Source organism: Bacillus sp. CCNWLW194 (assembly GCF_037120585.1).
In the GTDB taxonomy this organism is placed as follows: Bacteria; Bacillota; Bacilli; order Bacillales; family Bacillaceae_G; genus Bacillus_A; species Bacillus_A basilensis.
This window is the reverse complement of record NZ_JBBBBL010000003.1, coordinates 228,078-250,620: the sequence shown is the minus strand read 5'-3', so window position 1 is coordinate 250,620 and position 22,543 is coordinate 228,078. Positions and strand designations below refer to the sequence as shown.

The window sequence follows — 22,543 nt, the reverse complement described above, 5'->3', positions numbered from 1 at the left end:
CCTTCATTTGAAAAGACAAGTGAAGGGTTTTTTATGTGTGTAGGGCAGCTTTTAAAGGTTGTAATTGTTTTGATGATTCTTTTCTTTTTGGAAGTGGTTGTTCAGGTGTTTCATTTAATTCCATTGCAACTTTTTTCCCGTCTACGAAAGCTAAAAATACAGCACCTACAACTTCTAATAATTTTTTCATCATCTATCCGCTCCTTTGTTTCATTTCTTGTCTTCATTGTATATTGAAGCGGCTGGACAAACTATCGAACGAGATGACAATACCATTACATTGTTGTAATGGAAGAAGTGGTGTAATGTAAGGCGTATTTTGTTATAAAAAAAATAGTACAGATATATAAAGAGAGAGTGTAACAGTTTTGAAAATATAGTATACTGAAAATACAACACATGAAGAATTTAGGGAAAAGAAAGTATGGTGAAACCATTTGGCTACCAAGCATAACCAAATTTTAGAACATATTAATAGCCTGCCAGTAGGGCATAAAATTTCTGTAAGGCAAATTGCAAAAGATTTGAGTGTAAGTGAAGGTACAGCTTATCGTGCAATTAAAGATGCAGAAAATAAAGGGTATGTTAGTACGATTGAACGTGTCGGAACAATTCGAATTGAACAAAAGAAGAAAGAAAATATTGAAAAGCTGACATATGCAGAAGTCGTTAACATTGTCGATGGTCAAGTACTTGGAGGCAGAGAAGGACTACATAAAACGTTAAATAAATTCGTAATCGGGGCAATGAAATTAGAAGCGATGATGCGCTATACAGAAGCTGGAAACTTACTTATTGTCGGTAATCGTACGAACGCACATCAATTAGCGTTAGAAACTGGAGCTGCGGTGTTAATTACGGGCGGATTTGATACGGAAGATCATGTGAAGAAATTAGCAGATGAATTAAAACTGCCGATTATTTCAAGTAGTTACGATACATTTACAGTTGCAACGTTAATTAACCGTGCGATTTACGATCAGCTGATTAAGAAAGAAATTGTACTCGTTGAAGATATTTTAACACCTATTGAAGAAACGTTATATTTAAAACCAAATGATACAGTGCAGCAATGGCATGCATATAACGAAGAGACGATGCACGGAAGGTATCCAATTGTTGATGAAAATAAAAAGGTATTAGGTATTGTGACTTCTAAGGATATGATTGGTGTTGCAAAAGAAACACCAATTGATAAAGTAATGACAAGGCATCCAATTACGGTAAATGGAAAAATGTCTGTCGCAGCGGCGGCACGTATGATGGTGTGGGAAGGTATTGAGTTACTTCCTGTTGTTGATGAAGGAAATAAGTTGCAAGGTATTATTAGCCGTCAAGATGTACTTCAGGCGTTGCAAATGATTCAGCGTCAACCACAAGTCGGCGAAACAATTGATGATATTGTAACGAATCAATTTATGACGCCGAAAGAAGCGAAAAATGAACATCTATATCAATTTTCAGTGACGCCGCAAATGACGAACTCAATTGGAACGTTATCTTACGGTGTATTCGCAACAATTGTGACGGAAGCAACGAATCGCGTTATTCGTGCGCAAAAGAAAAGCGATTTAATTGTTGAAAACTTAACAATTTATTTCGTGAAGCCAGTCCAAATTGATAATGTTGTATCGGTTCATCCGAAAGTATTAGAAATTGGACGTAAATTTGGTAAGGTTGATGTAGAAGTGCATCATGAAGGTAATGTTGTTGGGAAAGCATTACTTATGGTGCAGTTGATTGATAAATAAAAAGATGGAGCAGACCGCTTTGGTTTGTTCCTTTTTTTTAGAAGGTACAGTAGGGCGTTTTAAAATTTAGTTATCAACTGAATCCATTATGTTTTGAACTGCAAAAGAGAAAATTAAATCACGTTCTGTTTCATATTTATAAGTAGGGCATGCAATCACTTGAAGATGCTTGGACAATAATTGTGGAGGTGTCGAATGGGAGTAATATTTTTCTTTTTAGGTTTAATATCTGTAATTACTGTTCATGTGATAACTCATAGAATAATGGATTCAAATAAAAAGAAATTGTATGTAATAAGTTTGATTTTCGCTATTATTTTTTCCTTTATCCCTACAACTGGAGAAAATAATAGCGATTTTCTTTACTTTGGTATGCCAGCAGAAAATTTCATTTATTATGGCGGATGGGAAATTTCGTTTCATCCATTAGGCTTTTTCTTTAACTTTATTTTGTTTTATTGGATTTTGAAGCTGTTATTTAAGCTGCGTAAGAGTTTGGGTAGTGAAGTGCAAAAATAGCAGGATATGTTGGAGACTTTAGCTAATCTATATCAGGTTAGAGAATTGGTTGTTAGTCGATAGAAAAGCTTACACTACTAATTATTAAAGGGAAACTATGCTGCACTATATGTACTAGGGGGGAGAAGAATGGATTTTCACATTAAAGAGCAGTTATGTAAGCAATATAATTTAAATAGTCTTATGAAAGTTTCATTATTGCATGGAGGAGAAAATCAAACATATATATTCGAATCGGAAAAAAATAAATTTGTAGTTAGGCAGTATAGAGGAGGACGTTATACAGCCGAGCAAATAGAGGCTGAAATACACTGGTTAATAGCGATACAAAAACAAATGTTAGTACCAGAAGTAGTTGTAAATAAAAATGGTGGTTGGATCACATCTGTTAAGAAAGATGTGGGAAGTATCCAGTATTTTGTTGTCTTTAGGTTTATAAGCGGAAGTGAAATTTTAGAACCAAAGGATAAAGATTATGAAAAGCTTGGATCATTAATGCGAATGTTTCATGAAAAAACAAATGGAGTGCTCAAAAGAATGCCGCAAACTTGGAGAGGTTATGAAAGGCCTATATATAGCGAGAAAAAGACAATTCACGAGCCTTTACAACGTTTATTACATACTTCATTTTTATCTTATGCGGATAAAAATAAATGCTTGAGAATTGCAGAAAGAATACAAGAACTTACAAATTCAACTCAACTAGGAGAAAAACAATTTGTTCATGGCGATATGCATTTTGGCAATGTTCTTGTAGATAAAGAGGATTGGTATTTACTTGATTTTGATGAATGTGGATTTGGGTATAAAGAGTTTGATATTGGTGTTCCGAGATTGCATTTAATTGCTTCGGGACAGTTAGAAGAAGTATGGGGGAACTTCATGATGGGATATGGGGAAAATATTTCGGAAGCAGCCATTCGACTTGGGACCGCTTCAAGAATCTTTTATATGGCCGGAAAAATACCATTAAGACTTGATATTGAACCGATTAAAAAGAATCCCGGAAGTTTTATTCGGCGGTATATTCAGTATGTCGAAGAAGAATTATGTGGTGAGACAATTGTCTGATTAAAAAACAGAATATTAATTTAATTAGATCCTAGACTATGTTATAATTAAATTGTAAGAAAATGGATTACAGGAAGGTGGTATGCATTATGTCATCAACAGTACTCTTTTTTGGTAGTATCGCACTATTTTACTTTCTTGTGATGATACCGCTTCAATATTTATACTTACAAGGATTACATGAAAAAAAGAAAAAAACAGGATTATCTCAGCGAGAACTATATGAAAAAATGTCTTTTGAAGAAGAACAATTACATTTTCACGTACAAGGCAACCCATTTAATATACCTTCTGCTTTTGTCGCATATATGATTTTGAAAGTTAGAGGACGTAAAAAAGCATCACAATGTTGATGCTTTTTTACGTTGCTTCATAGCCTTCTGCTTCTTTAACTGCTAATGGTAAGAAATGTTTATATTGGCGAAATCCATTAAATACACTTGCACTACCAAATAGAACAAATAAGACACCAACGATAATACGAGCGGTTGAAAGTTCTAAAAAGAATTGGTTTATCCCGAAGAATAAGACGAATGAACCGAGTGCCATTGCAGATTTTCCGGAGAGCCAACCTTTCTCCATTGGGCGGCTTGTACGAAAGTATTTTGTTTTGTAGAAGAGATACAACATAAATGAGACGATAATACAGAAGACTAATACTGGCATAATACACACTCCCATCGTTTTGTGAAAAATAATAGTGGAGAAAAAAGAAATATCTAAACTTTCTAACTTTTATTATAAAGCAATTGTTCGCATGTATGAAATACTTTCCGTTATAATGAAGGATAAAGTGAAACTTTAATTAGTGTGAGGATGTTTCCACGCGCTAATGATTAGCCCGCACCAATTGGACTTTTACTGCACGTTAATGCGGAATCAAGTGAAGAAGTTGAATAAAAAGGAGATTATACATATGCATGAGCAAATTTTAGGAGCAATTAAAGAGTTTGATACGATTATTATTCATCGTCACGTACGTCCAGATCCAGATGCACTAGGTTCACAGGGCGGTCTTAGTACAATTCTACAAGAATCGTTTCCAGAGAAAAATATTTATACGGTTGGGTATAATGAACCGTCACTAGCATACTTACGAGTAATGGATGATATTGAAGATAGTGTATACGAAAATGCACTTGTTATCGTTTGTGATACCGCGAACCAAGAACGTGTTGACGATCAACGCTATACAAAAGGGAAAATGTTAATCAAAATTGATCATCACCCAAATGAAGATCCATATGGAGATATTACATGGGTAGATACGACAGCAAGTTCTACAAGTGAAATGATTTATGAGTTTTACAGTTATGGAAAAGATAAAGGATTACAAATAACAACAGAAGCTGCTCGCCTTATTTTAGCAGGAATTGTTGGAGATACAGGACGTTTCTTATTCCCGAATACAACAGCAAAAACACTTCGTTACGTAAGTGAGCTTGTTGATATGGGTGTGAAATTCACAGATTTATACAATGAAATGTATAAGACGAAAGAAAAGATCGCTCGTTTAAACGGCTATATTTTACAGAATTTTACGATGGTAGAAGAAGGAGCAGCTTACATTAAATTAACGAAAGAAGTATTAGAAGAATTTGATGTACTTCCTTCTGAAGCATCTGGTGTTGTTGGAGCGCTTGGTAATATTGATGGATTAAAGGCATGGGTTCTATTCTTAGAGGAAGACGATGTGATTCGTGTTCGCCTTCGTTCAAAAGGACCAGTGATAAATAAATTAGCAATGCAATATAATGGCGGAGGGCATCCGATGGCTTCTGGTGCAAAAGCATCTTCTTGGGAAGAAGCGGATCGTCTGTTTGCTGATTTACGTGAGATTTGTAAATAAGAGAGTATATATTAAAACGAAAAGAAGGAGTGGCGCTAAAGCCCTCCTTCTTTATTTTTCTTTCTCTATAGCAATGCTAATTTCAAGCACGGTATCGAAAGATATGGTGTCGACTTTAAAACGATATAGACGATCGTAATGTTTATACGTTTTATTTTCGATTGCTTTTTTGAGTAGGTCTTTATTTTTTGCGATACTTTGTATGTTTTTCGTTAAAAGATGCTGGAGGTCATTATGGATAGAAGTGGTCATATTTTCGAGTGTAAGGTTGTCTAAATCGTATTTTTCCCGATTTATAATTTTTATTTTAATCTCTTGAATGGTTAAGAGCCGTTTATTTTCTGTATTCAATTTTTCTTGATCTTCGAGAAGGACGTGGAGCTTTGCTTCTTGTTTTTCTATAATTTCTCTTTGTTCTGCTATTTTACTAGTTTGTTCTTCTTGAAAAACACCGTATATGTACAAAAAAATGAACCAGCTCAACACGCCCCCAACAGCAGCACCAGCTAAAACTAAATACCATCTTTTTGCTGTATTGGCACTTGGTACTCTCATACATGTTCCTGCGTTAGCCATTTAATAATAGTAAGACCGGTTTGCATACCACCCGTTGCGAAAAAAATAAGGAGAATTTGTTTTACGATATCTTTCATATCCCCGCCAAAAAAACTTCTTTCAAAGCTATAAAAGGTATCAAATGTTCCGCCAATCGCTGCAACGAGTGCCCAAATTCTTAAATTTTGGGCGAATTGATTAATGTAAGTTAGAGTTGGTTTTCCGATAAGAAATGCACCAAATCCACCAATTAATGAACCACCAAGTATAACCCCAAAGGCAATAAAATAACTAATAATAAGCAGAGAGAAAAAAGTATGTTCTCTTACATCCATCGTCATTCCCCTTTCTTCTTCATATATATGGACAAAGTATAAGAAGTATGTTTTGATTTCCGCTTTCCTCTTCACCTATAATAAAAGTAGTCAAATAGGTAAAGAGAGGGTACAACAGTGAAGTTTGTGCATTTACAATGTCAAACCGTTTTTAGTTTATTAAAAAGTGCTTGTAAAATTGATGAGCTTGTAGTCAGGGCGAAAGAGCTCGGTTATTCATCGTTGGCTATTACAGATGAAAATGTTATGTATGGCGTTATTCCGTTTTATAAAGCATGTAAGAAACATGATATACAGCCTATTATCGGTTTAACAGCTTCTATTTTTAGTGAAGAAGAAGAAAAGTCTTATCCGCTTGTCTTACTCGCTGAAAATGAAATGGGCTATCAAAATTTATTAAAGATTTCTAGTAGCATTATGACAAAGTCAAAAGAAGGTATTCCTAAGAAATGGCTTGCGCATTATGCGAAAGGGCTAATTGCTATTTCACCAGGTAAAGATGGGGAAATTGAACAATTATTATTAGAAGACAAAGAAAGTCAGGCTGAAGAAGTAGCTCGCACATATCAAAATATGTTCGGCAATTTTTATATGAGTTTGCAGCATCATGCGATTCAAGATGAACTGCTCCTGCAAGAGAAATTACCTGAATTTATGAGTAGGATAAATGTTCCAGTCGTTGCAACAAACGATGTACGCTACATCAATCAAAGTGACGCACTTGTTCATGAATGTTTATTATCTGTTGAAAGTGGAACGAAAATGACGGATCCAGATAGACCGAGGCTGAAAACAGATCAATATTATTTAAAATCATCAGATGAAATGGAAGCACTATTTTCTCACGTAGAAGAAGCGATTTATAACACAGTAGAAATTGCAGAACGTTGCAGAGTAGAAATACCGTTTCATGTAAATCAATTACCGAAATTCCCTGTTCCAGCTAACGAGACAAATGATATGTATTTACGCCGCGTTTGTGAAGAAGGGTTGCAGAAACGTTATGGTACGCCGAAAGAAGTACATATAAAGCGTTTGAATCATGAATTAAACGTTATTTCTAGTATGGGGTTTAGTGATTATTTCCTCATCGTATGGGATTTTATGAAGTATGCGCATGAAAATCATATTTTAACAGGGCCAGGCCGTGGATCGGCAGCTGGCTCACTCGTTTCTTACGTATTAGAAATTACAGATATTGATCCAATTGAATACGATCTATTATTTGAAAGGTTTCTAAACCCTGAACGTGTGACACTTCCAGATATTGATATCGATTTTCCGGATATAAGACGTGATGAGATGATTCGATATGTGAAAGATAAATATGGTCAGCTTCGTGTTGCACAAATTGTAACGTTCGGGACGCTTGCAGCGAAAGCGGCAATTAGAGATATTGCGCGTGTAATGGGGCTTCCGCCGCGAGATATTGACATATTCTCAAAACTTATCCCATCAAAGCTTGGTATAACGTTAAAAGATGCATATGAGGAATCGCAATCACTTCGTGAGTTTATACAAGGGAATCTTCTGCATGAGCGTGTGTTTGAAATTGCAAAACGTGTAGAAGGCTTACCACGTCATACGTCTATCCATGCAGCTGGCGTTATTATGAGCCAAGAGCCGTTAACCGGAAGTGTTGCAATTCAAGAAGGGCATAACGATGTGTATGTTACGCAATACCCAGCTGATGCATTAGAAGAACTTGGATTGCTCAAGATGGACTTTTTAGGATTACGTAATTTAACGTTACTTGAAAATATTATAAAGTTTATCGTGAAAAAGACTGGGACACAAATTGATATAAGAAATTTACCACTTCAAGATGAAAAGACGTTCCAATTGTTAGGTAGAGGGGACACAACAGGTGTATTCCAGCTTGAATCAGGTGGTATGCGAAATGTACTTCGCGGGTTAAAACCGAATGAATTTGAAGATATTGTCGCTGTTAACTCGTTATATAGACCAGGACCGATGGAACAAATTCCAACCTTTATTGAATCAAAACACGGAAAAAGACAAATTGAATATTTACATCCAGATTTAAAGCCGATTTTAGAAAGAACATACGGTGTAATTGTATACCAAGAACAAATTATGCAAATTGCGTCGAAGTTGGCGGGATTCTCGCTTGGAGAAGCAGATTTATTACGCCGTGCAGTGAGTAAAAAAAATCGTGATATTTTAGATCAGGAACGTAAGCATTTTGTACAAGGGTGTTTACAAAACGGTTATGACGAGACATCCGCAGAGAAAATTTATGATTTAATTGTAAGATTTGCGGATTACGGTTTTAACCGAAGTCACGCTGTAGCCTACAGTATGATTGGATATCAGCTTGCTTACTTAAAAGCGAATTATACGCTGGAATTTATGACAGCACTATTATCAAGTGCAATTGGAAATGAAGATAAGATTGTACAGTATATACGAGAAACGAAGCGAAAAGGTTTTCACGTTTTGCCGCCGTCCCTTCAGAGGAGTGGTTACAATTTCCAAATAGAAGGCAATGCGATACGTTATAGTTTACTTTCCATTCGGAATATCGGAATGGCTACAGTGACAGCTTTGTTAGAAGAACGAGAGAAAAAAATGTTTGAAGATTTATTTGAATTTTGTCTTCGCATGCCATCAAAGTTTGTAACAGAGCGAAATTTAGAGGCGTTCGTTTGGTCTGGATGTTTTGATGACTTTGGCGTTTCAAGAACGAATTTATGGAAAAGTCTTAAAGGGGCGTTAGAGTACGCAAACCTTGCACGTGATTTAGGAGATGCGGTTCCAAAATCAAAATATGTACAAGGAGAAGAACTCCCTTTTATTGAACAATTAAATAAAGAGAAGGAAGCACTAGGTTTTTATTTATCAAGTTATCCGACAGCGCAGTATGTGAAGTTAGCGAAAGAATTAGAAATTCCATCTCTCGCGCAAGCAATGCGACATAAGAAAAAAGTACAAAGAGCTATCGTGTATATAACAAGCGTGAGAGTGATTCGTACGAAAAAGTTGCAAAAGATGGCGTTTATTACATTTTGTGACCAAAATGATGAAATGGAAGCAGTGCTTTTCCCTGAAACGTATATACATTTCTCAGATAAGTTACAAGAAGGAGCGATTGTTTTAGTTGACGGCATGATTGAGCTTAGAAATCATAAGTTGCAATGGATTGTAAATGGACTATATCCGTTAGAAGAAATGGATGTGTATGAAGAAAAGAAAGATGCATCTGTTTACGTGAAATTGCCGTCTCAGTATGAGAAAAAGCTTTTGAATCAGGTTACTAAAATATTGTTTGACTATTCAGGTTTTGCGAAAGTACTAATTTATTATGAAAAGGAACATAAAATGGTACAATTATCTCGAAGTTTATCGATTCATCCAAGTGAAGAATGTTTAGGAGCACTTCGTGAAATTGTCGGGGAAGAAAATGTAGTTGTGAAAATATAATGGACAATTTCCCTACACTTCGATTATTATAGTAGTAGTGTTCGTGGTCAGACCACTTGGAGAAATTGATATCAGCTAGAATAATTTGAGGAGAGTGGATAGTTTGTCAACACTTCGTGAAGAAGCACTTCACATGCATAAAGTGCATCAAGGAAAATTAGAAACTGTATCAAAAGTAAAAGTAGAAAATGCAAAAGATTTAAGCCTTGCATATTCTCCAGGGGTTGCAGAGCCTTGTAAAGAAATTTATGACGATAAAAGTAAGGTATATGAATATACAATGAAGGGAAATATGGTAGCAGTTGTGACAGATGGAACGGCTGTACTTGGTCTTGGAAACATTGGACCTGAAGCATCTCTTCCAGTAATGGAAGGTAAAGCTGTATTATTCAAGAGCTTTGCTGGTGTAGATGCATTCCCGATTGCCTTAAATACAAACGATGTAGATAAAATTGTTGAAACTGTAAAATTAATGGAGCCAACTTTTGGCGGCGTTAACTTAGAGGATATCGCAGCACCAAACTGCTTCATTATTGAAGAACGTTTGAAAAAAGAAACAAATATTCCTATCTTCCATGATGATCAACACGGAACAGCTATCGTAACAGTAGCGGGTCTTGTGAACGCGCTAAAATTAGTTGGAAAGAAAATGTCTGACATTAAAGTTGTCGCAAATGGCGCAGGTGCAGCAGGTATCGCAATTATTAAACTTTTATATCGCTATGGCGTACGCGACATTATTATGTGTGACCGTAAAGGGGCAATCTATGATGGTCGTCCTACAGGTATGAATCCGGTGAAGGATGAAGTTGCAAAATATACAAATAAGAATCGTATCGAAGGTTCTTTAGCTGATGTTGTACAAGGTGCGGACGTATTCATTGGTGTATCTGCAGAAGGTGCATTAACAGAAGAGATGGTTCGTACAATGAATGACGATGCAATTATTTTTGCAATGGCGAATCCAGTTCCAGAAATTATGCCAGAATTGGCAAAAGCAGCGGGCGCAGCTGTTGTTGGAACGGGTCGTTCTGACTTTGCAAACCAAGTAAATAATGTACTAGCGTTCCCTGGTATTTTCCGCGGTGCACTTGACGTTCATGCGACACAAATTAACGAAGAAATGAAGATGGCAGCTGTACAGGCTATTGCTGAGCTTGTAGCAGAAGATGAGTTAAATGCAGACTATATCATTCCAGCACCGTTTGACGCGCGTGTAGCGCCTCAAGTGGCAGCTTACGTTGCGAAAGCAGCAATGGAAACAGGAGTAGCTCGCCGTCAAGTAGATCCAAATGAGATTGCTGAGAAAACAAAACAATTAGCGCTGATTGGTAAAGAATAAGCGAGGAATTTCCATTGACATCATCAAACACAAAAGTATATCTCGAAATTGTAAAAAAAATCCGTTCCATTATGGAAGAGGATGGATTGGTAGCGGGGGATCGTTTGCCGTCTGAGCGTGAGTTAAGTTCACGTTTAAATGTAGGGCGTTCCTCTGTAAGAGAAGCGTTGCGTGCTTTAGAACTTGTAGGATTGATTGAAACGAGACGTGGTGAAGGGACGTTTATTCGAAACTTTTACGATAACGGTCTTGTACAATTGATTGCTCCGTTCTTGCTGCAAGATGAGAAAACAATTCGTGATTTATTACAAACAAAACGATTGCTTGAGAAAGATATGATTCGAATTGTATGTAATTTACCGAAAGAAACGTTTTCTAAAGTGCTAAGTAAGTTACATCAAGTGCTTGAAGAAAATGAAAATTCAATTCCGACGCTTCATCAAACGTTCTTTAAAACACTTATTGAACAAGTCGATAATTATTTACTATATCGCATTTGGATGATCGTAAATGATTACGTAGCAACTCTTTCTTGTAAAGTTTCAGGAGATTCTATCGATATGTATAGAAAGCTTTATGCTACTTTGGAAGAAAAACAAGAAAATGATGCACTAAAAATTTACGATGAATTAGTAGAGAATATACAGTTTCACTCGTAATGTATAAAATTTGTCGAAATGACCATGACACGTTATGACAAACATTCTATCGCGTAGCGGTTAAAGTTAAACGTAAAGAGTGAGGTTATTAGACAGATTGAGAAGATAAGGCTAACATCAAACTTTGGTGTTAGCCCAATTTTCTTCTTACGCTAACCTTAGCTCTCAACGAAGGGGGTCAAATTGTGCTAAGAGATTTATTCGTGAAAAAGAAAAAGTATGCTGCAATACCTTCAGAACAAGTACGAAAAGATGTACCAGATGGCGTTATGACAAAATGTCCGAAATGTAAAAAAATCATGTATACGAAAGAACTTCTAAAAAATTTAAAAGTATGTGTGAATTGTGGATATCATCATCCTATGAATGCATGGGAACGTCTTGATAGTATATTGGACGAAGGGTCATTCCGTGAGTATGACAAAGAAATGGTTTCATTAAATCCACTCGAGTTTCCAGATTATGAAGAGAAACTAGAGAGCGATCGTAAGAAGACTGAATTGAACGAAGCGGTTGTAACTGGTGAAGGAACAATTGATGACATGCTTGTTGTTGTTGCAGTAATGGATTCTCGTTTTCGAATGGGGAGCATGGGCTCTGTTGTAGGAGAAAAAATTGCCCGTGCGGTTGAAAAGGCATACGACTTACAAGTTCCATTTATTATCTTTACTGCTTCGGGTGGTGCCCGTATGCAAGAAGGGATATTAAGTTTAATGCAAATGGCAAAAACAAGCGTAGCTTTGAAAAAGCATAGTAATGCAGGAGGATTATTTATTTCTGTTATGACTCACCCAACGACGGGCGGGGTTTCAGCAAGTTTCGCTTCACTTGGTGATTATAATCTTGCAGAACCAGGGGCACTGATCGGATTTGCTGGTAGACGTGTAATTGAACAAACTGTGCGTGAGAAACTACCGGAAGATTTCCAAACGGCAGAATTCTTACTAGAACATGGTCAATTAGATGCGGTGGTGCATCGTGATGATATGAGAGAATCGCTCCGTAAGATTTTAGAAGTTCATCAAGGAGGGGAAATGGCTGTATGGCAGAGCTAGAATTTGAGAAACCAGTTGTTGAGCTAAGAAATAAGATCCGTGAACTGAAAGACTATACGAAAAACAGCCAGATGGACTTCAGTGAGGAGATTCGTATTTTGGAAGACAAGCTAGAAAAATTAGAGGAAGATATATACGGCAATATGAAAGTATGGGACCGTGTTCAAATTGCTCGTCATGCAGAACGACCGACAACGCTCGATTATATTGAGCACTTATTTACTAATTTTTTTGAATGTCATGGAGATCGCCTATTTGGCGACGATGCAGCGATTGTCGGCGGCATTGCGAAATATAAGGGGATGCCTGTAACTGTAATTGGGCACCAACGCGGAAAAGATACGAAAGAAAATATTCGTCGTAATTTTGGGATGCCTCATCCAGAAGGATATCGAAAAGCACTGCGTCTAATGAAACAAGCGGAAAAGTTTAATCGTCCTATTATTTGTTTCATCGATACGAAGGGAGCTTATCCTGGTAAAGCAGCTGAAGAGCGTGGACAAAGTGAGGCAATTGCCCGTAATTTATTTGAAATGGCGGGTTTAACTGTACCTGTTATTTGTATTGTTATCGGTGAAGGTGGTAGCGGTGGTGCGTTAGGTCTTGGAGTAGGAGATTACATTCATATGCTAGAAAATTCCACGTATTCTGTTATTACACCAGAGGGTGCGGCAGCAATTCTTTGGAAAGATGCTAGTAAAGCAAAAGAAGCTGCAGAAGCGATGAAAATTACAGCAGCGGATTTGAAAGAATTAGGTGTAATTGACGAAATTATTCCAGAGGCAAAAGGCGGAGCACATCGTAATCTTTTAAAACAATCAGAAAACATAGATTTAATGCTTAAAAAAACTTTTGAACAATTAAGCGGAATTTCGAAAGATGAATTAATCGAAAAACGTTATGAAAAATATATGAAAATTGGGCAAGTTTCGTTTTCAAACGCTTCCATTGGGATAAAATAAGAAAAGCGTGCGTTCCTCTTCGCGAATGCACGTTTTTATTATGAAAAGACACATCTTCTCCATTGTGTTTTTATATTTTTTCGTGTTATTTTATTATAAGGCAAATAATCTTTATGAGGTGAGTACAAATGAAACGTATTGGTGTATTAACAAGTGGTGGAGATTCACCTGGTATGAATGCTGCCATTCGTGCAGTTGTTCGTAAAGCGATTTTCCATGATATTGAAGTATATGGTATTTACCATGGATACGCTGGATTAATTTCTGGTCACATTGAAAAATTAGAACTTGGTTCTGTTGGCGATATTATCCACCGCGGTGGTACGAAATTATATACAGCAAGATGTCCTGAGTTTAAAGACCCAGAAGTACGACTAAAAGGTATCGAGCAATTAAAGAAACACGGTATCGAAGGACTTGTTGTTATTGGTGGAGATGGTTCTTACCAAGGCGCTAAAAAATTAACTGAACAAGGATTCCCGTGTGTTGGTGTACCAGGTACAATTGACAATGATATCCCTGGAACAGACTTCACAATTGGTTTCGATACAGCTCTAAACACTGTTATTGATGCAATTGATAAAATCCGTGACACAGCTACATCTCATGAACGTACATATGTTATCGAAGTAATGGGACGTCACGCTGGTGATATCGCATTATGGGCTGGTTTAGCTGATGGTGCAGAAACAATCTTAATTCCAGAAGAAGAGTATGACATGGATGATGTTATCGCTCGTCTGAAGCGCGGTAGCGAACGTGGTAAAAAACACAGTATTATCATTGTGGCTGAAGGTGTTGGAAGTGCAATTGACATCGGTAAGCACATTGAAGAAGCAACAAACTTTGATACTCGCGTAACTGTATTAGGTCACGTACAACGTGGTGGATCACCAAGTGCACAAGACCGTGTATTAGCAAGTCGTCTTGGCGCAAGAGCAGTTGAATTATTAATTGCTGGTAAAGGTGGACGTTGTGTAGGTATTCAAGATAACAAACTTGTTGATCATGATATTATCGAAGCGTTAGCTCAAAAGCATACAATCGATAAAGATATGTATCAATTATCTAAAGAATTATCCATCTAATCGGCTTAATGTCGGATATTTGGGAACGGTTTCATAATTTTCGGAGGTGCAATATGCGTAAAACTAAAATTGTATGTACTATAGGTCCTGCTAGTGAAAGTATTGAGAAATTAGAACAATTAATGGAAGCGGGTATGAACGTTGCTCGTTTAAACTTCTCTCATGGTAGCCATGAAGAGCACGGCGCTCGTATTAAAAACATCCGTGAAGCTTCAAAGAAAACTGGTAAAACAGTTGGTATCTTACTTGATACAAAAGGTCCAGAAATTCGTACTCATGACTTCGTAGACGGACAAGCTGAGCTTGTAACAGGTGCAGAAGTAGTTCTTTCTACTGAGCAAGTATTAGGTACTGCAGAGAAGTTCTCTGTATCTTATGCTGGTCTTTATGACGATGTAGACCCAGGTTCTCGTATTCTAATCGATGACGGTCTTATCGAACTAGAAGTAATCGAAAAAGCTGACGGAAACATCCGTACAAAAGTTCTTAACAGCGGAACTGTAAAAAATAAAAAAGGTGTTAACGTACCAAACGTAAGCATTAAGCTTCCTGGTATCACTGAAAAAGACGTAAAAGATATCATCTTCGGTATCGAGCAAAAAGTTGATTTCATCGCAGCATCTTTCGTTCGTAAAGCATCTGACGTATTAGAAATCCGTGAATTATTAGAAGAGCATAACGCTCAATACATCCAAATCGTACCAAAAATTGAAAACCAAGAGGGTATCGACAACATCGATTCAATCTTAGAAGTTTCTGACGGTTTAATGGTAGCTCGTGGTGACATGGGTGTAGAAATTCCACCAGAAGAAGTACCATTAGTACAAAAACGTCTAATCAAAAAATGTAACGTGTTAGGTAAACCAGTTATTACTGCGACACAAATGTTAGATTCTATGCAACGTAACCCACGTCCAACTCGTGCGGAAGCAAGTGACGTAGCTAACGCAATCTTCGATGGTACAGATGCGATTATGCTTTCAGGTGAAACAGCTGCTGGACAATACCCAGTAGAAGCAGTAACTATGATGGCTAACATTGCAGTACGTGTTGAAAAATCATTACAATATGAAGATATGTTCAAAAAACGTATTAAAGAGTTCACTCCAACAATTACAGATGCAATTAGCCAATCTGTTGCGCATACAGCACTTGCTCTTGATGTAGCTGCAATCGTAGCTCCAACAGAAAGTGGATATACTGCGAAAATGATCTCTAAATACCGTCCGAAATCTCCAATCGTTGCTGTAACATCTGACGAGCAAGTAGGACGTCGTCTTGCACTTGTTTGGGGTGTACAAGCATTTATGGCTGAGAAGCGCGCAGCTTCTACTGACGAAATGTTAGATACAGCAATTCAAACAGGTATGGATGCAGGTCTAATCGGACTTGGAGACACTGTTGTAATCACTGCTGGTGTTCCGGTTGCTGAAACTGGTACAACAAACTTAATGAAAATCCACGTTGTGGGTGAAGAAGTTGCTAAAGGACAAGGAATCGGACGTAAAGCTGCGAAAGGTAAAGTAGTTGTAGCAAAAACAGCTGCTGAAGCTGTAGCGAACGTAAACGAAGGTGATATCCTTGTTACAACAAGTACTGATAAAGATATGATTCCTGCAATCGAAAAAGCTGCTGCTCTAGTTGTAGAAGAAGGCGGTCTAACAAGCCATGCTGCTGTTGTAGGCGTATCAATCGGTATTCCTGTTATCGTTGGTGTAAACGGCGTAACAGCAACTTTAAAAAATGGCCAAGAAGTAACAGTTGATGCAGCGCGCGGAATTGTTTATAATGGACATGCGGAAGTGCTATAAGTAATACGAAGAGAAGGATCGGAGTCCTTCTCTTTTTTTTACACAAAAAATAAGTTAGAACTAGCTTGAAACGCCTGAAATTGCTTTTAAAAGCTGTTTACTATGAGTTTGATACGGAAATGTATTAGGTTTTTACATGGTGTATACAGGTGTTGTGAGGGTGTTTAAAGTGATGATATATGGAAGGAGTGTAGAACTGTGAAATGGTTACTATTCTTGTTTATTTTAATACCGGCGATTGAGATTATAGTCTTAATTGGATCAAGTCATGTAATAGGTTTATGGTCTACGTTCGCTATGATTGTATTTACGGGTGTTGTAGGTGTCTATTTAGCGAAAAGGCAAGGGTTTAAAGTGCTTGGAGAGATTCAATCTAAGCTGAATAGAGGAGAAATGCCAGGAGGGGCAGTGCTAGATGGTATTTTTATCTTTGTAGGAGGTATTCTTTTAGTGCTTCCTGGATATGTAACGGATATAATGGGTTTTATCTTTGTTATTCCTGTGACGAGGGCTTTGTTGAAACCGTTTGTTATGAAGTGGATGGAATGGAAGTTTAGAAAGAACTCTACTATTATTGTGCAGAAATAGTACTTAGATTATAGCGATCTAAGTACTATTTTTTTTTGCCTGCAAAAGGATGAGAGGCTGGTCAAAGTTCTGTTAATTAAAGTTTTAATTTATTATATGTACTGTGTATTTATGTGATTTTAGGGTTTGGTGGCTCGTAATGAGTGTGTTGTAGGAAGATCCTTCTGAACTAAAGTTTATTTTTAAGTATAAAATGAATCAATTGGTATGGAAAAAAGTTAGATAAGAGTAGGGGATTGTTAGTTTAAGTCTCATTCCACGCTATTTTGTATATTTATTCATTTACATAAAAAGTAATAAATGTAAGTAATAATTATAAAATAAATAGAATAAATATGTAAAAATACCTCGAAATATGTGTTTTTATGCAAAAAAACAAGAGGATTATCCTTTTTTTCGGTAAATCCTCTTGTTGTATGTAATGAGTGTGAAAAATAAGTACAAGGAATAATCAGTGGGAAATGCCCACTGATTACATGTAAGTTTTTTGTTGTATATGAATTAGAAACTATTATTTTGAAGGTAAGCCTTTAATATATTTCCACAAATCATGGAATACACGAGCTTTGTGCAATGTATTAAGTAGTACTAAGATGACTGGACCGATGATTAATCCTAAAAAGCCGAAGAGTTTAAAGCCGACAAATAGAGCGATCAGTGTTGCTAATGGATCGAGGCCGATATTAGATGAAAGCACTTTAGGCTCCATAATTTGTCTTTGGACAATCACGACGATGTATAAAATGAGAAGACCGATGGCGAAAGCAGTGTCGCCAGTGAAAAATACGTATATAACCCAAGGAACGAAGACAGCTCCTGTTCCTAAATACGGGAGTAAATCTACAACTCCTGTAATAATCGCGATCGTAATGGCGTATGGTACGCGTAATATTAAAAGGCCGATTAGTACAATAACAGTTGTCATAGATACGAGCGTTAGTTGTGCTTTAACAAAACCAAATAAAGCTTTTCTTAAATCGACAAAAATAGTTTTTCCATAGCCGTGAACACGGGTGGGTAAAAATTTTCTTACTTTTTGAGCAAGAAGATGCCAATCGTAACTAATGAAGAAAGTGGCTAATAAAACGAATACAAGGACAGTTAACGTTGTTGGTAGTGCACTAATGAAATTTGTTAACCCGCTTATAATAGCTGATAAAAGATCTTTCATTTGCGTCGTTGCTTCGGTTCCTAAGTTTTGAATGTTTTGTGTAATCGTATAGCGCTGTGGTTCCCCAAGATGATTAAATTTAGAAATTAAATCATCATAGAGAGGCATAATATGATTAAGTGCAAACTGCTGAGCGAAGGTAACGATATCCGGAAACTTTACTGTAACAAGTTGTAGTAAGTATGTTGTGGCAGATATGGCTTCCGTTACAAGGTATGTAACGAGTCCGACGATAGCTCCGAACACGAGAATTAAGCTAACGAGCACAGCTAGTGCACGAGGAAATTGTAGTTTTTGATTAAGGAAATTGACGACAGGGTTAATCAAATAAGCAAATGCGAAAGCGATAATAAAAGGATAGATAAGTCCTGACATATATAGTAATGCATAGAACCCGACTACCGTCGCTACGATGACAAATATGAGTCGCAATATCATATATAGTAAGTTTCGATTCAAAGATGTATACCTCCCATTCCAATTTGGATTATCTTGATTCGTTCAACTTATAACGAGTGTAATGCACTGATTAAAGTTTCACGTTATGTTATAGTGGAATGATGGATTTTTTCCTGCTTTTTCAGTATATGAGTGACTGTAAAAGCTCGATGTTGATGCTTCTACTATATGGTAAAAACTTCATTTTCTCTTCTTTTTATTTTACCTGTTTCTTATTAGAAAAGAAAGAAGAGACGATCGTTTTCAAACATGTATACATGCTTGAATTTTTTTGGTGAAAGTCTCGTTTTTCAATTTTAAAATGCATAAAAAATTGAAGGTGTTATTGATAAATAGGCATCCGTATATCATGTATAACGATCGGTTTAAAGGTATTTTTGTTTGGAAATGAGTTCATTATTTTCAGAAAGGAAGTGCAAACATGATTAGTCAGTCAACGTTATTTTTATTCATACTACTTATTATAGGACTTATTGCGAAAAACCAATCGCTTACTGTAGCTATTGGTGTGTTATTTTTATTGAAATTTACGTTTCTAGGAGATAAAGTCTTTCCTTATCTACAAACGAAAGGGATTAACCTCGGTGTTACGGTTATTACAATAGCGGTACTCGTACCGATTGCAACGGGGGAAATAGGGTTTAAACAACTTGGAGAAGCAGCGAAGTCGTATTATGCATGGATTGCTTTAGCTTCAGGGGTAGCGGTTGCTTTGCTAGCGAAAGGCGGCGTACAATTATTGACAACGGATCCTCATATTACAACTGCGCTCGTTTTCGGGACAATTATAGCAGTTGCTTTATTTAATGGGGTTGCTGTAGGGCCATTAATTGGGGCTGGAATTGCCTATGCAGTTATGAGTATTATACAGATGTTTAAATAAGGAATTTTATAGTAATATAAAAATTTTGAATTCTTTCTGTTCACAAAAGTCAGATAATTGTTTATAATAGGATTAGAAACTTTGAAAAGTTACATAACAGCAGAGACTTTACACCAGATAAAATAAAAACAACATAAAACAATTTTATAATGATATTGTTTTATGTTGTTTTTATCATAAAACTCTTCGGAATTAATTTTCCTCACTAACTTGTTGTTTTGAGCGTGAGGATTCGGGGAGACATTCACGCTCATGCTTTCCATGTAGACAATGGACAATAAGAGGGGAACATCGCAACAAATTTGCATGATCGTGCATTTTGCTTGCCTAAAGAGTGAACGGGCGTTCATAATTCAAAAGGGGAGCAAATAGATATAAGGAGCAAGGTTGGGAGAATTTTCAGGAAAAGGAGAGAATGTCATGACTGTTATTCGAGGTTTAGAAGGGGTAGTAGCAACAACATCATCTGTGAGCTCTATTATTGATGATACATTAACTTATGTTGGGTATAATATTGATGATTTAGCTGAGAATGCTACGTTTGAAGAAGTAGTGTACTTATTATGGCACCGCAAGCTTCCTAATGAAAAAGAACTAGCGGAATTTAATGAAATTGTATGTGAATACTATAAAGTTCCAGGTGAGATTTTAACATATTTGAAACAAGTAGATTTAAAAATCGCACATCCGATGTCTGTTTTACGAACTGCAATTTCCATGCTATCATTATACGATGAGAGCGCTGAAATTATGGATGAAAAGTCCAATTATTTGAAAGCGGTTAAATTGCAGGCGCAAGTGGGAACTTTAGTTGCTGCTTATGCAAGAATTCGTAAAGGTTTAGATATTGTTGAGCCTAGAAACGATTTATCATTAGCTGCAAACTTCTTGTACATGTTAAATGATCGCGAGCCAAATGAAGTTGAAATTGAAGCTTTTGATAAGGCGCTTGTACTTCACGCAGATCATGAGTTAAACGCTTCTACATTTACTGCACGCGTTTGTGTAGCTACACTTTCAGATGTGTATTCTGGTATTACAGCAGCAATTGGTGCATTAAAAGGTCCTCTTCACGGCGGGGCAAATGAAAATGTAATGAAGATGTTAACTGAAATTGGTGAAGAAGAAAATGTAGAATCATATATTCATAATGCTCTTCAAAATAAAGTGAAAATCATGGGCTTTGGCCACCGTGTATATGAGCAGGGTGATCCGCGTGCAAAACATTTACGCGAAATGTCTAAGAGATTATGCGTGCTTTTAGGAGAAGAAAAATGGTATAATATGTCTATCAAAATTGAAGACATCGTAACAAAAGAAAAAGGTCTTCCACCAAATGTTGATTTCTATTCAGCTTCTGTATACCATTGTTTAGGAATTGACCATGACTTATTTACACCTATTTTTGCAATTAGCCGTATGTCAGGCTGGTTAGCTCATATTCTAGAACAATATGAAAACAACCGTTTAATCCGTCCGCGTGCAGATTATAATGGACCAACACATCAAGTGTATGTTCCAATTGCACAACGATAAGCGAATAACACTATTTCGATAGTAAAAATACGCTTTCAAAAGTCTGATTTTTTCGGAAAGATGTAATGATTAGAATATTTTAATTTGACTAACGGTTTGAACTGAGGGGTTATTCCCTCAGTTTCATACATATGAAATTTCAAACATGGGGGTTATCACATTGACGACAGGTGAAAAAATTACTGTAACTAATGGTGTTATGAATGTACCAAACAATCCGATTATTCCATTTATCGAAGGAGATGGAATTGGTCCTGATATTTGGGCAGCTGCATCTCGTGTACTAGAAGCAGCAGTTGAAAAAGCTTATGATGGTGAGAAGAAAATCGTTTGGAAAGAAGTGCTTGCAGGGGAAAAAGCATTCAACCAAACAGGCGAGTGGTTACCAGAAGAAACTTTAAATTTAATCCGTGAATATTTAATCGCGATTAAAGGTCCACTTACAACTCCAGTTGGCGGTGGTATTCGTTCTCTAAACGTAGCACTTCGTCAAGAATTAGATTTATATGTATGTCTACGTCCAGTTCGTTATTTTGAAGGTGTTCCTTCACCTGTAAAACGTCCGGAAGATACTGATATGGTTATTTTCCGTGAAAATACAGAAGACATTTATGCTGGAATTGAATATGCACAAGGATCTCCAGAAGCAGAAAAAGTTCTTGCTTTCTTAAAAGAAGCAATGGGTGTTAATAAAATCCGCTTCCCAGAAACATCTGGTATTGGTATTAAACCAATCTCGGAAGAAGGGACAAAGCGTCTTGTTCGTGCTGCAATTCAATATGCAATTAACGAAAAACGCTCTTCTGTTACATTAGTTCATAAAGGAAACATTATGAAATTTACAGAAGGTGCTTTCAAAAACTGGGGTTACGAAGTAGCGGAACAAGAATTCGGCGACAAAGTATTTACTTGGGCTGAATATGATCGCATCGTTGAGAAAGATGGTAAAGATGCAGCGAATAAAGCGATGGCAGACGCTGAAGTGGCTGGAAAAATCATCGTAAAAGATTCTATTGCAGACATCTTCTTACAACAAATTTTAACGCGTCCACGTGAGTTCGATGTTGTTGCAACAATGAACTTAAACGGAGACTACATCTCTGATGCACTTGCTGCACAAGTAGGTGGAATTGGTATTGCACCTGGTGCAAATATTAACTATGTGACTGGACATGCTATCTTTGAAGCTACACACGGTACAGCTCCAAAATATGCAGGTTTAGATAAAGTAAACCCATCTTCGGTTCTTCTTTCTGGTGTATTATTATTAGAGCACTTAGGATGGAACGAAGCTGCGAAATTAGTAACTGCTTCAGTTGAGAAAACAATTGCTTCAAAAGTAGTAACTTATGATTTCGCACGCTTAATGGAAGGTGCAACAGAAGTGAAATGTTCTGAGTTCGCTAATGAACTTATTAAAAACATGGATGTAGCGATAATCAAAAACGCATAATTAAAGCGGGGG

At 36.7% G+C, this 22,543-nt stretch carries 21 protein-coding genes; 16 read left to right on the top strand and 5 right to left on the bottom strand.

The genetic code is table 11. The features are described from left to right. Window positions 1-31: 31 nt before the first annotated feature. The gene (locus tag V7S50_RS07750) at window positions 32-193 is read right to left on the bottom strand and encodes a hypothetical protein (protein WP_063224713.1); all 162 of its coding nucleotides are present in this window, start codon (window positions 191-193) and stop codon (window positions 32-34) included. Between the two features lie 244 nt (window positions 194-437). Between V7S50_RS07750 and V7S50_RS07745 the strand changes: the two genes are divergently transcribed. The 4 genes from V7S50_RS07745 (at window position 438) to V7S50_RS07730 (ending at window position 3,694) form a co-directional block, all read left to right on the top strand. Further along, window positions 438-1,751 (top strand): CBS domain-containing protein, encoded by a 1,314-nt coding sequence (locus tag V7S50_RS07745; protein ID WP_000201587.1) that lies wholly within the window; start codon window positions 438-440, stop codon window positions 1,749-1,751. 195 nt (window positions 1,752-1,946) lie between these two features. Beyond that, on the top strand, window positions 1,947-2,270 hold the full coding sequence (locus V7S50_RS07740; RefSeq protein WP_242252518.1) for a hypothetical protein: 324 nt from the start codon (window positions 1,947-1,949) through the stop codon (window positions 2,268-2,270). A gap of 129 nt (window positions 2,271-2,399) precedes the next feature. Further along, window positions 2,400-3,341, top strand: a complete 942-nt coding sequence (locus V7S50_RS07735) for a phosphotransferase enzyme family protein (RefSeq protein ID WP_242252519.1) — start codon at window positions 2,400-2,402, stop codon at window positions 3,339-3,341. An 89-nt stretch (window positions 3,342-3,430) separates the two neighbouring features. Beyond that, on the top strand, window positions 3,431-3,694 hold the full coding sequence (locus V7S50_RS07730; protein WP_063224715.1) for a DUF3949 domain-containing protein: 264 nt from the start codon (window positions 3,431-3,433) through the stop codon (window positions 3,692-3,694). A gap of 7 nt (window positions 3,695-3,701) precedes the next feature. Here the strand turns inward: V7S50_RS07730 and V7S50_RS07725 are convergent, their stop codons facing one another. After that, window positions 3,702-4,007, bottom strand: a complete 306-nt coding sequence (locus tag V7S50_RS07725) for a YtpI family protein (RefSeq protein ID WP_063224716.1) — start codon at window positions 4,005-4,007, stop codon at window positions 3,702-3,704. 250 nt (window positions 4,008-4,257) lie between these two features. Here V7S50_RS07725 and V7S50_RS07720 point away from each other — a divergent pair, with 250 nt between their 5' ends. Then, window positions 4,258-5,190 (top strand): DHH family phosphoesterase, encoded by a 933-nt coding sequence (locus V7S50_RS07720; protein ID WP_063224717.1) that lies wholly within the window; start codon window positions 4,258-4,260, stop codon window positions 5,188-5,190. A gap of 51 nt (window positions 5,191-5,241) precedes the next feature. Here V7S50_RS07720 and ytrI read toward each other — a convergent pair whose 3' ends face one another. Continuing rightward, the gene (gene ytrI, locus V7S50_RS07715; RefSeq protein WP_063224718.1) at window positions 5,242-5,745 is read right to left on the bottom strand and encodes a sporulation membrane protein YtrI; all 504 of its coding nucleotides are present in this window, start codon (window positions 5,743-5,745) and stop codon (window positions 5,242-5,244) included. Further along, window positions 5,742-6,155 (bottom strand): YtrH family sporulation protein, encoded by a 414-nt coding sequence (locus V7S50_RS07710; RefSeq protein ID WP_286676864.1) that lies wholly within the window; start codon window positions 6,153-6,155, stop codon window positions 5,742-5,744. The genes ytrI and V7S50_RS07710 overlap by 4 nt, the downstream gene beginning before the upstream one ends. A 42-nt stretch (window positions 6,156-6,197) precedes the next feature. On the opposite strand from V7S50_RS07710, the gene dnaE reads away from it, so the two are divergent. The 8 genes from dnaE to V7S50_RS07670 all read left to right on the top strand — a co-directional run bounded on the left by dnaE (window position 6,198) and on the right by V7S50_RS07670 (window position 17,029). Beyond that, window positions 6,198-9,524 (top strand): DNA polymerase III subunit alpha, encoded by a 3,327-nt coding sequence (dnaE, locus tag V7S50_RS07705; RefSeq protein WP_242252520.1) that lies wholly within the window; start codon window positions 6,198-6,200, stop codon window positions 9,522-9,524. A 133-nt stretch (window positions 9,525-9,657) separates the two neighbouring features. Then, window positions 9,658-10,866 (top strand): NAD(P)-dependent malic enzyme, encoded by a 1,209-nt coding sequence (locus tag V7S50_RS07700; protein ID WP_161796084.1) that lies wholly within the window; start codon window positions 9,658-9,660, stop codon window positions 10,864-10,866. Between the two features lie 14 nt (window positions 10,867-10,880). Next, the gene (locus tag V7S50_RS07695; RefSeq protein WP_060632502.1) at window positions 10,881-11,525 is read left to right on the top strand and encodes a FadR/GntR family transcriptional regulator; all 645 of its coding nucleotides are present in this window, start codon (window positions 10,881-10,883) and stop codon (window positions 11,523-11,525) included. 185 nt (window positions 11,526-11,710) lie between these two features. Next, window positions 11,711-12,580 (top strand): acetyl-CoA carboxylase, carboxyltransferase subunit beta, encoded by an 870-nt coding sequence (gene accD, locus V7S50_RS07690; protein ID WP_060632501.1) that lies wholly within the window; start codon window positions 11,711-11,713, stop codon window positions 12,578-12,580. Next, a complete protein-coding gene (gene accA, locus V7S50_RS07685) occupies window positions 12,568-13,542 on the top strand; it encodes an acetyl-CoA carboxylase carboxyl transferase subunit alpha (protein WP_063224721.1) in 975 nt (324 codons plus the stop codon). The genes accD and accA overlap by 13 nt, the downstream gene beginning before the upstream one ends. A gap of 128 nt (window positions 13,543-13,670) precedes the next feature. Further along, window positions 13,671-14,630, top strand: coding sequence for a 6-phosphofructokinase (gene pfkA / locus V7S50_RS07680; RefSeq protein WP_000821156.1), 960 nt, complete (start codon window positions 13,671-13,673; stop codon window positions 14,628-14,630). 53 nt (window positions 14,631-14,683) lie between these two features. Then, the gene (gene pyk / locus V7S50_RS07675) at window positions 14,684-16,441 is read left to right on the top strand and encodes a pyruvate kinase (protein WP_199678070.1); all 1,758 of its coding nucleotides are present in this window, start codon (window positions 14,684-14,686) and stop codon (window positions 16,439-16,441) included. A gap of 198 nt (window positions 16,442-16,639) precedes the next feature. Further along, window positions 16,640-17,029: an FxsA family protein gene (locus V7S50_RS07670; protein ID WP_063224723.1), complete on the top strand. Its 390-nt coding sequence runs from the start codon at window positions 16,640-16,642 to the stop codon at window positions 17,027-17,029. Between the two features lie 511 nt (window positions 17,030-17,540). On the opposite strand, the gene ytvI is transcribed toward V7S50_RS07670, so the two are convergent. Then, the gene (gene ytvI / locus V7S50_RS07665) at window positions 17,541-18,659 is read right to left on the bottom strand and encodes a sporulation integral membrane protein YtvI (RefSeq protein ID WP_242252521.1); all 1,119 of its coding nucleotides are present in this window, start codon (window positions 18,657-18,659) and stop codon (window positions 17,541-17,543) included. A 421-nt stretch (window positions 18,660-19,080) separates the two neighbouring features. Between ytvI and V7S50_RS07660 the strand changes: the two genes are divergently transcribed. The 3 genes from V7S50_RS07660 to icd all read left to right on the top strand — a co-directional run bounded on the left by V7S50_RS07660 (window position 19,081) and on the right by icd (window position 22,531). Continuing rightward, window positions 19,081-19,542 (top strand): DUF441 domain-containing protein, encoded by a 462-nt coding sequence (locus tag V7S50_RS07660; RefSeq protein ID WP_000625507.1) that lies wholly within the window; start codon window positions 19,081-19,083, stop codon window positions 19,540-19,542. Between the two features lie 387 nt (window positions 19,543-19,929). After that, window positions 19,930-21,078 (top strand): citrate synthase, encoded by a 1,149-nt coding sequence (gene citZ, locus V7S50_RS07655; protein WP_142332791.1) that lies wholly within the window; start codon window positions 19,930-19,932, stop codon window positions 21,076-21,078. Window positions 21,079-21,238: 160 nt separating this feature from the next. Next, window positions 21,239-22,531 (top strand): NADP-dependent isocitrate dehydrogenase, encoded by a 1,293-nt coding sequence (gene icd / locus V7S50_RS07650; protein WP_000206898.1) that lies wholly within the window; start codon window positions 21,239-21,241, stop codon window positions 22,529-22,531. Window positions 22,532-22,543 lie beyond the last annotated feature (12 nt).

Excerpts from the sequence above, each read along its gene's own strand:
- pyk (WP_199678070.1), top strand. The coding sequence starts at position 14,684 with ATGCGTAAAACTAAAATTGTATGTACTATAGGTCCTGCTAGTGAAAGT.
- pfkA (WP_000821156.1), top strand. The coding sequence starts at position 13,671 with ATGAAACGTATTGGTGTATTAACAAGTGGTGGAGATTCACCTGGTATG.
- V7S50_RS07740 (WP_242252518.1), top strand. The coding sequence starts at position 1,947 with ATGGGAGTAATATTTTTCTTTTTAGGTTTAATATCTGTAATTACTGTT.
- V7S50_RS07660 (WP_000625507.1), top strand. The coding sequence starts at position 19,081 with ATGATTAGTCAGTCAACGTTATTTTTATTCATACTACTTATTATAGGA.
- V7S50_RS07725 (WP_063224716.1), bottom strand. The coding sequence starts at position 4,007 with ATGCCAGTATTAGTCTTCTGTATTATCGTCTCATTTATGTTGTATCTC.
- ytrI (WP_063224718.1), bottom strand. The coding sequence starts at position 5,745 with ATGAGAGTACCAAGTGCCAATACAGCAAAAAGATGGTATTTAGTTTTA.
- accA (WP_063224721.1), top strand. The coding sequence starts at position 12,568 with ATGGCAGAGCTAGAATTTGAGAAACCAGTTGTTGAGCTAAGAAATAAG.
- V7S50_RS07730 (WP_063224715.1), top strand. The coding sequence starts at position 3,431 with ATGTCATCAACAGTACTCTTTTTTGGTAGTATCGCACTATTTTACTTT.
- V7S50_RS07700 (WP_161796084.1), top strand. The coding sequence starts at position 9,658 with ATGCATAAAGTGCATCAAGGAAAATTAGAAACTGTATCAAAAGTAAAA.
- V7S50_RS07750 (WP_063224713.1), bottom strand. The coding sequence starts at position 193 with ATGATGAAAAAATTATTAGAAGTTGTAGGTGCTGTATTTTTAGCTTTC.
- V7S50_RS07720 (WP_063224717.1), top strand. The coding sequence starts at position 4,258 with ATGCATGAGCAAATTTTAGGAGCAATTAAAGAGTTTGATACGATTATT.
- V7S50_RS07735 (WP_242252519.1), top strand. The coding sequence starts at position 2,400 with ATGGATTTTCACATTAAAGAGCAGTTATGTAAGCAATATAATTTAAAT.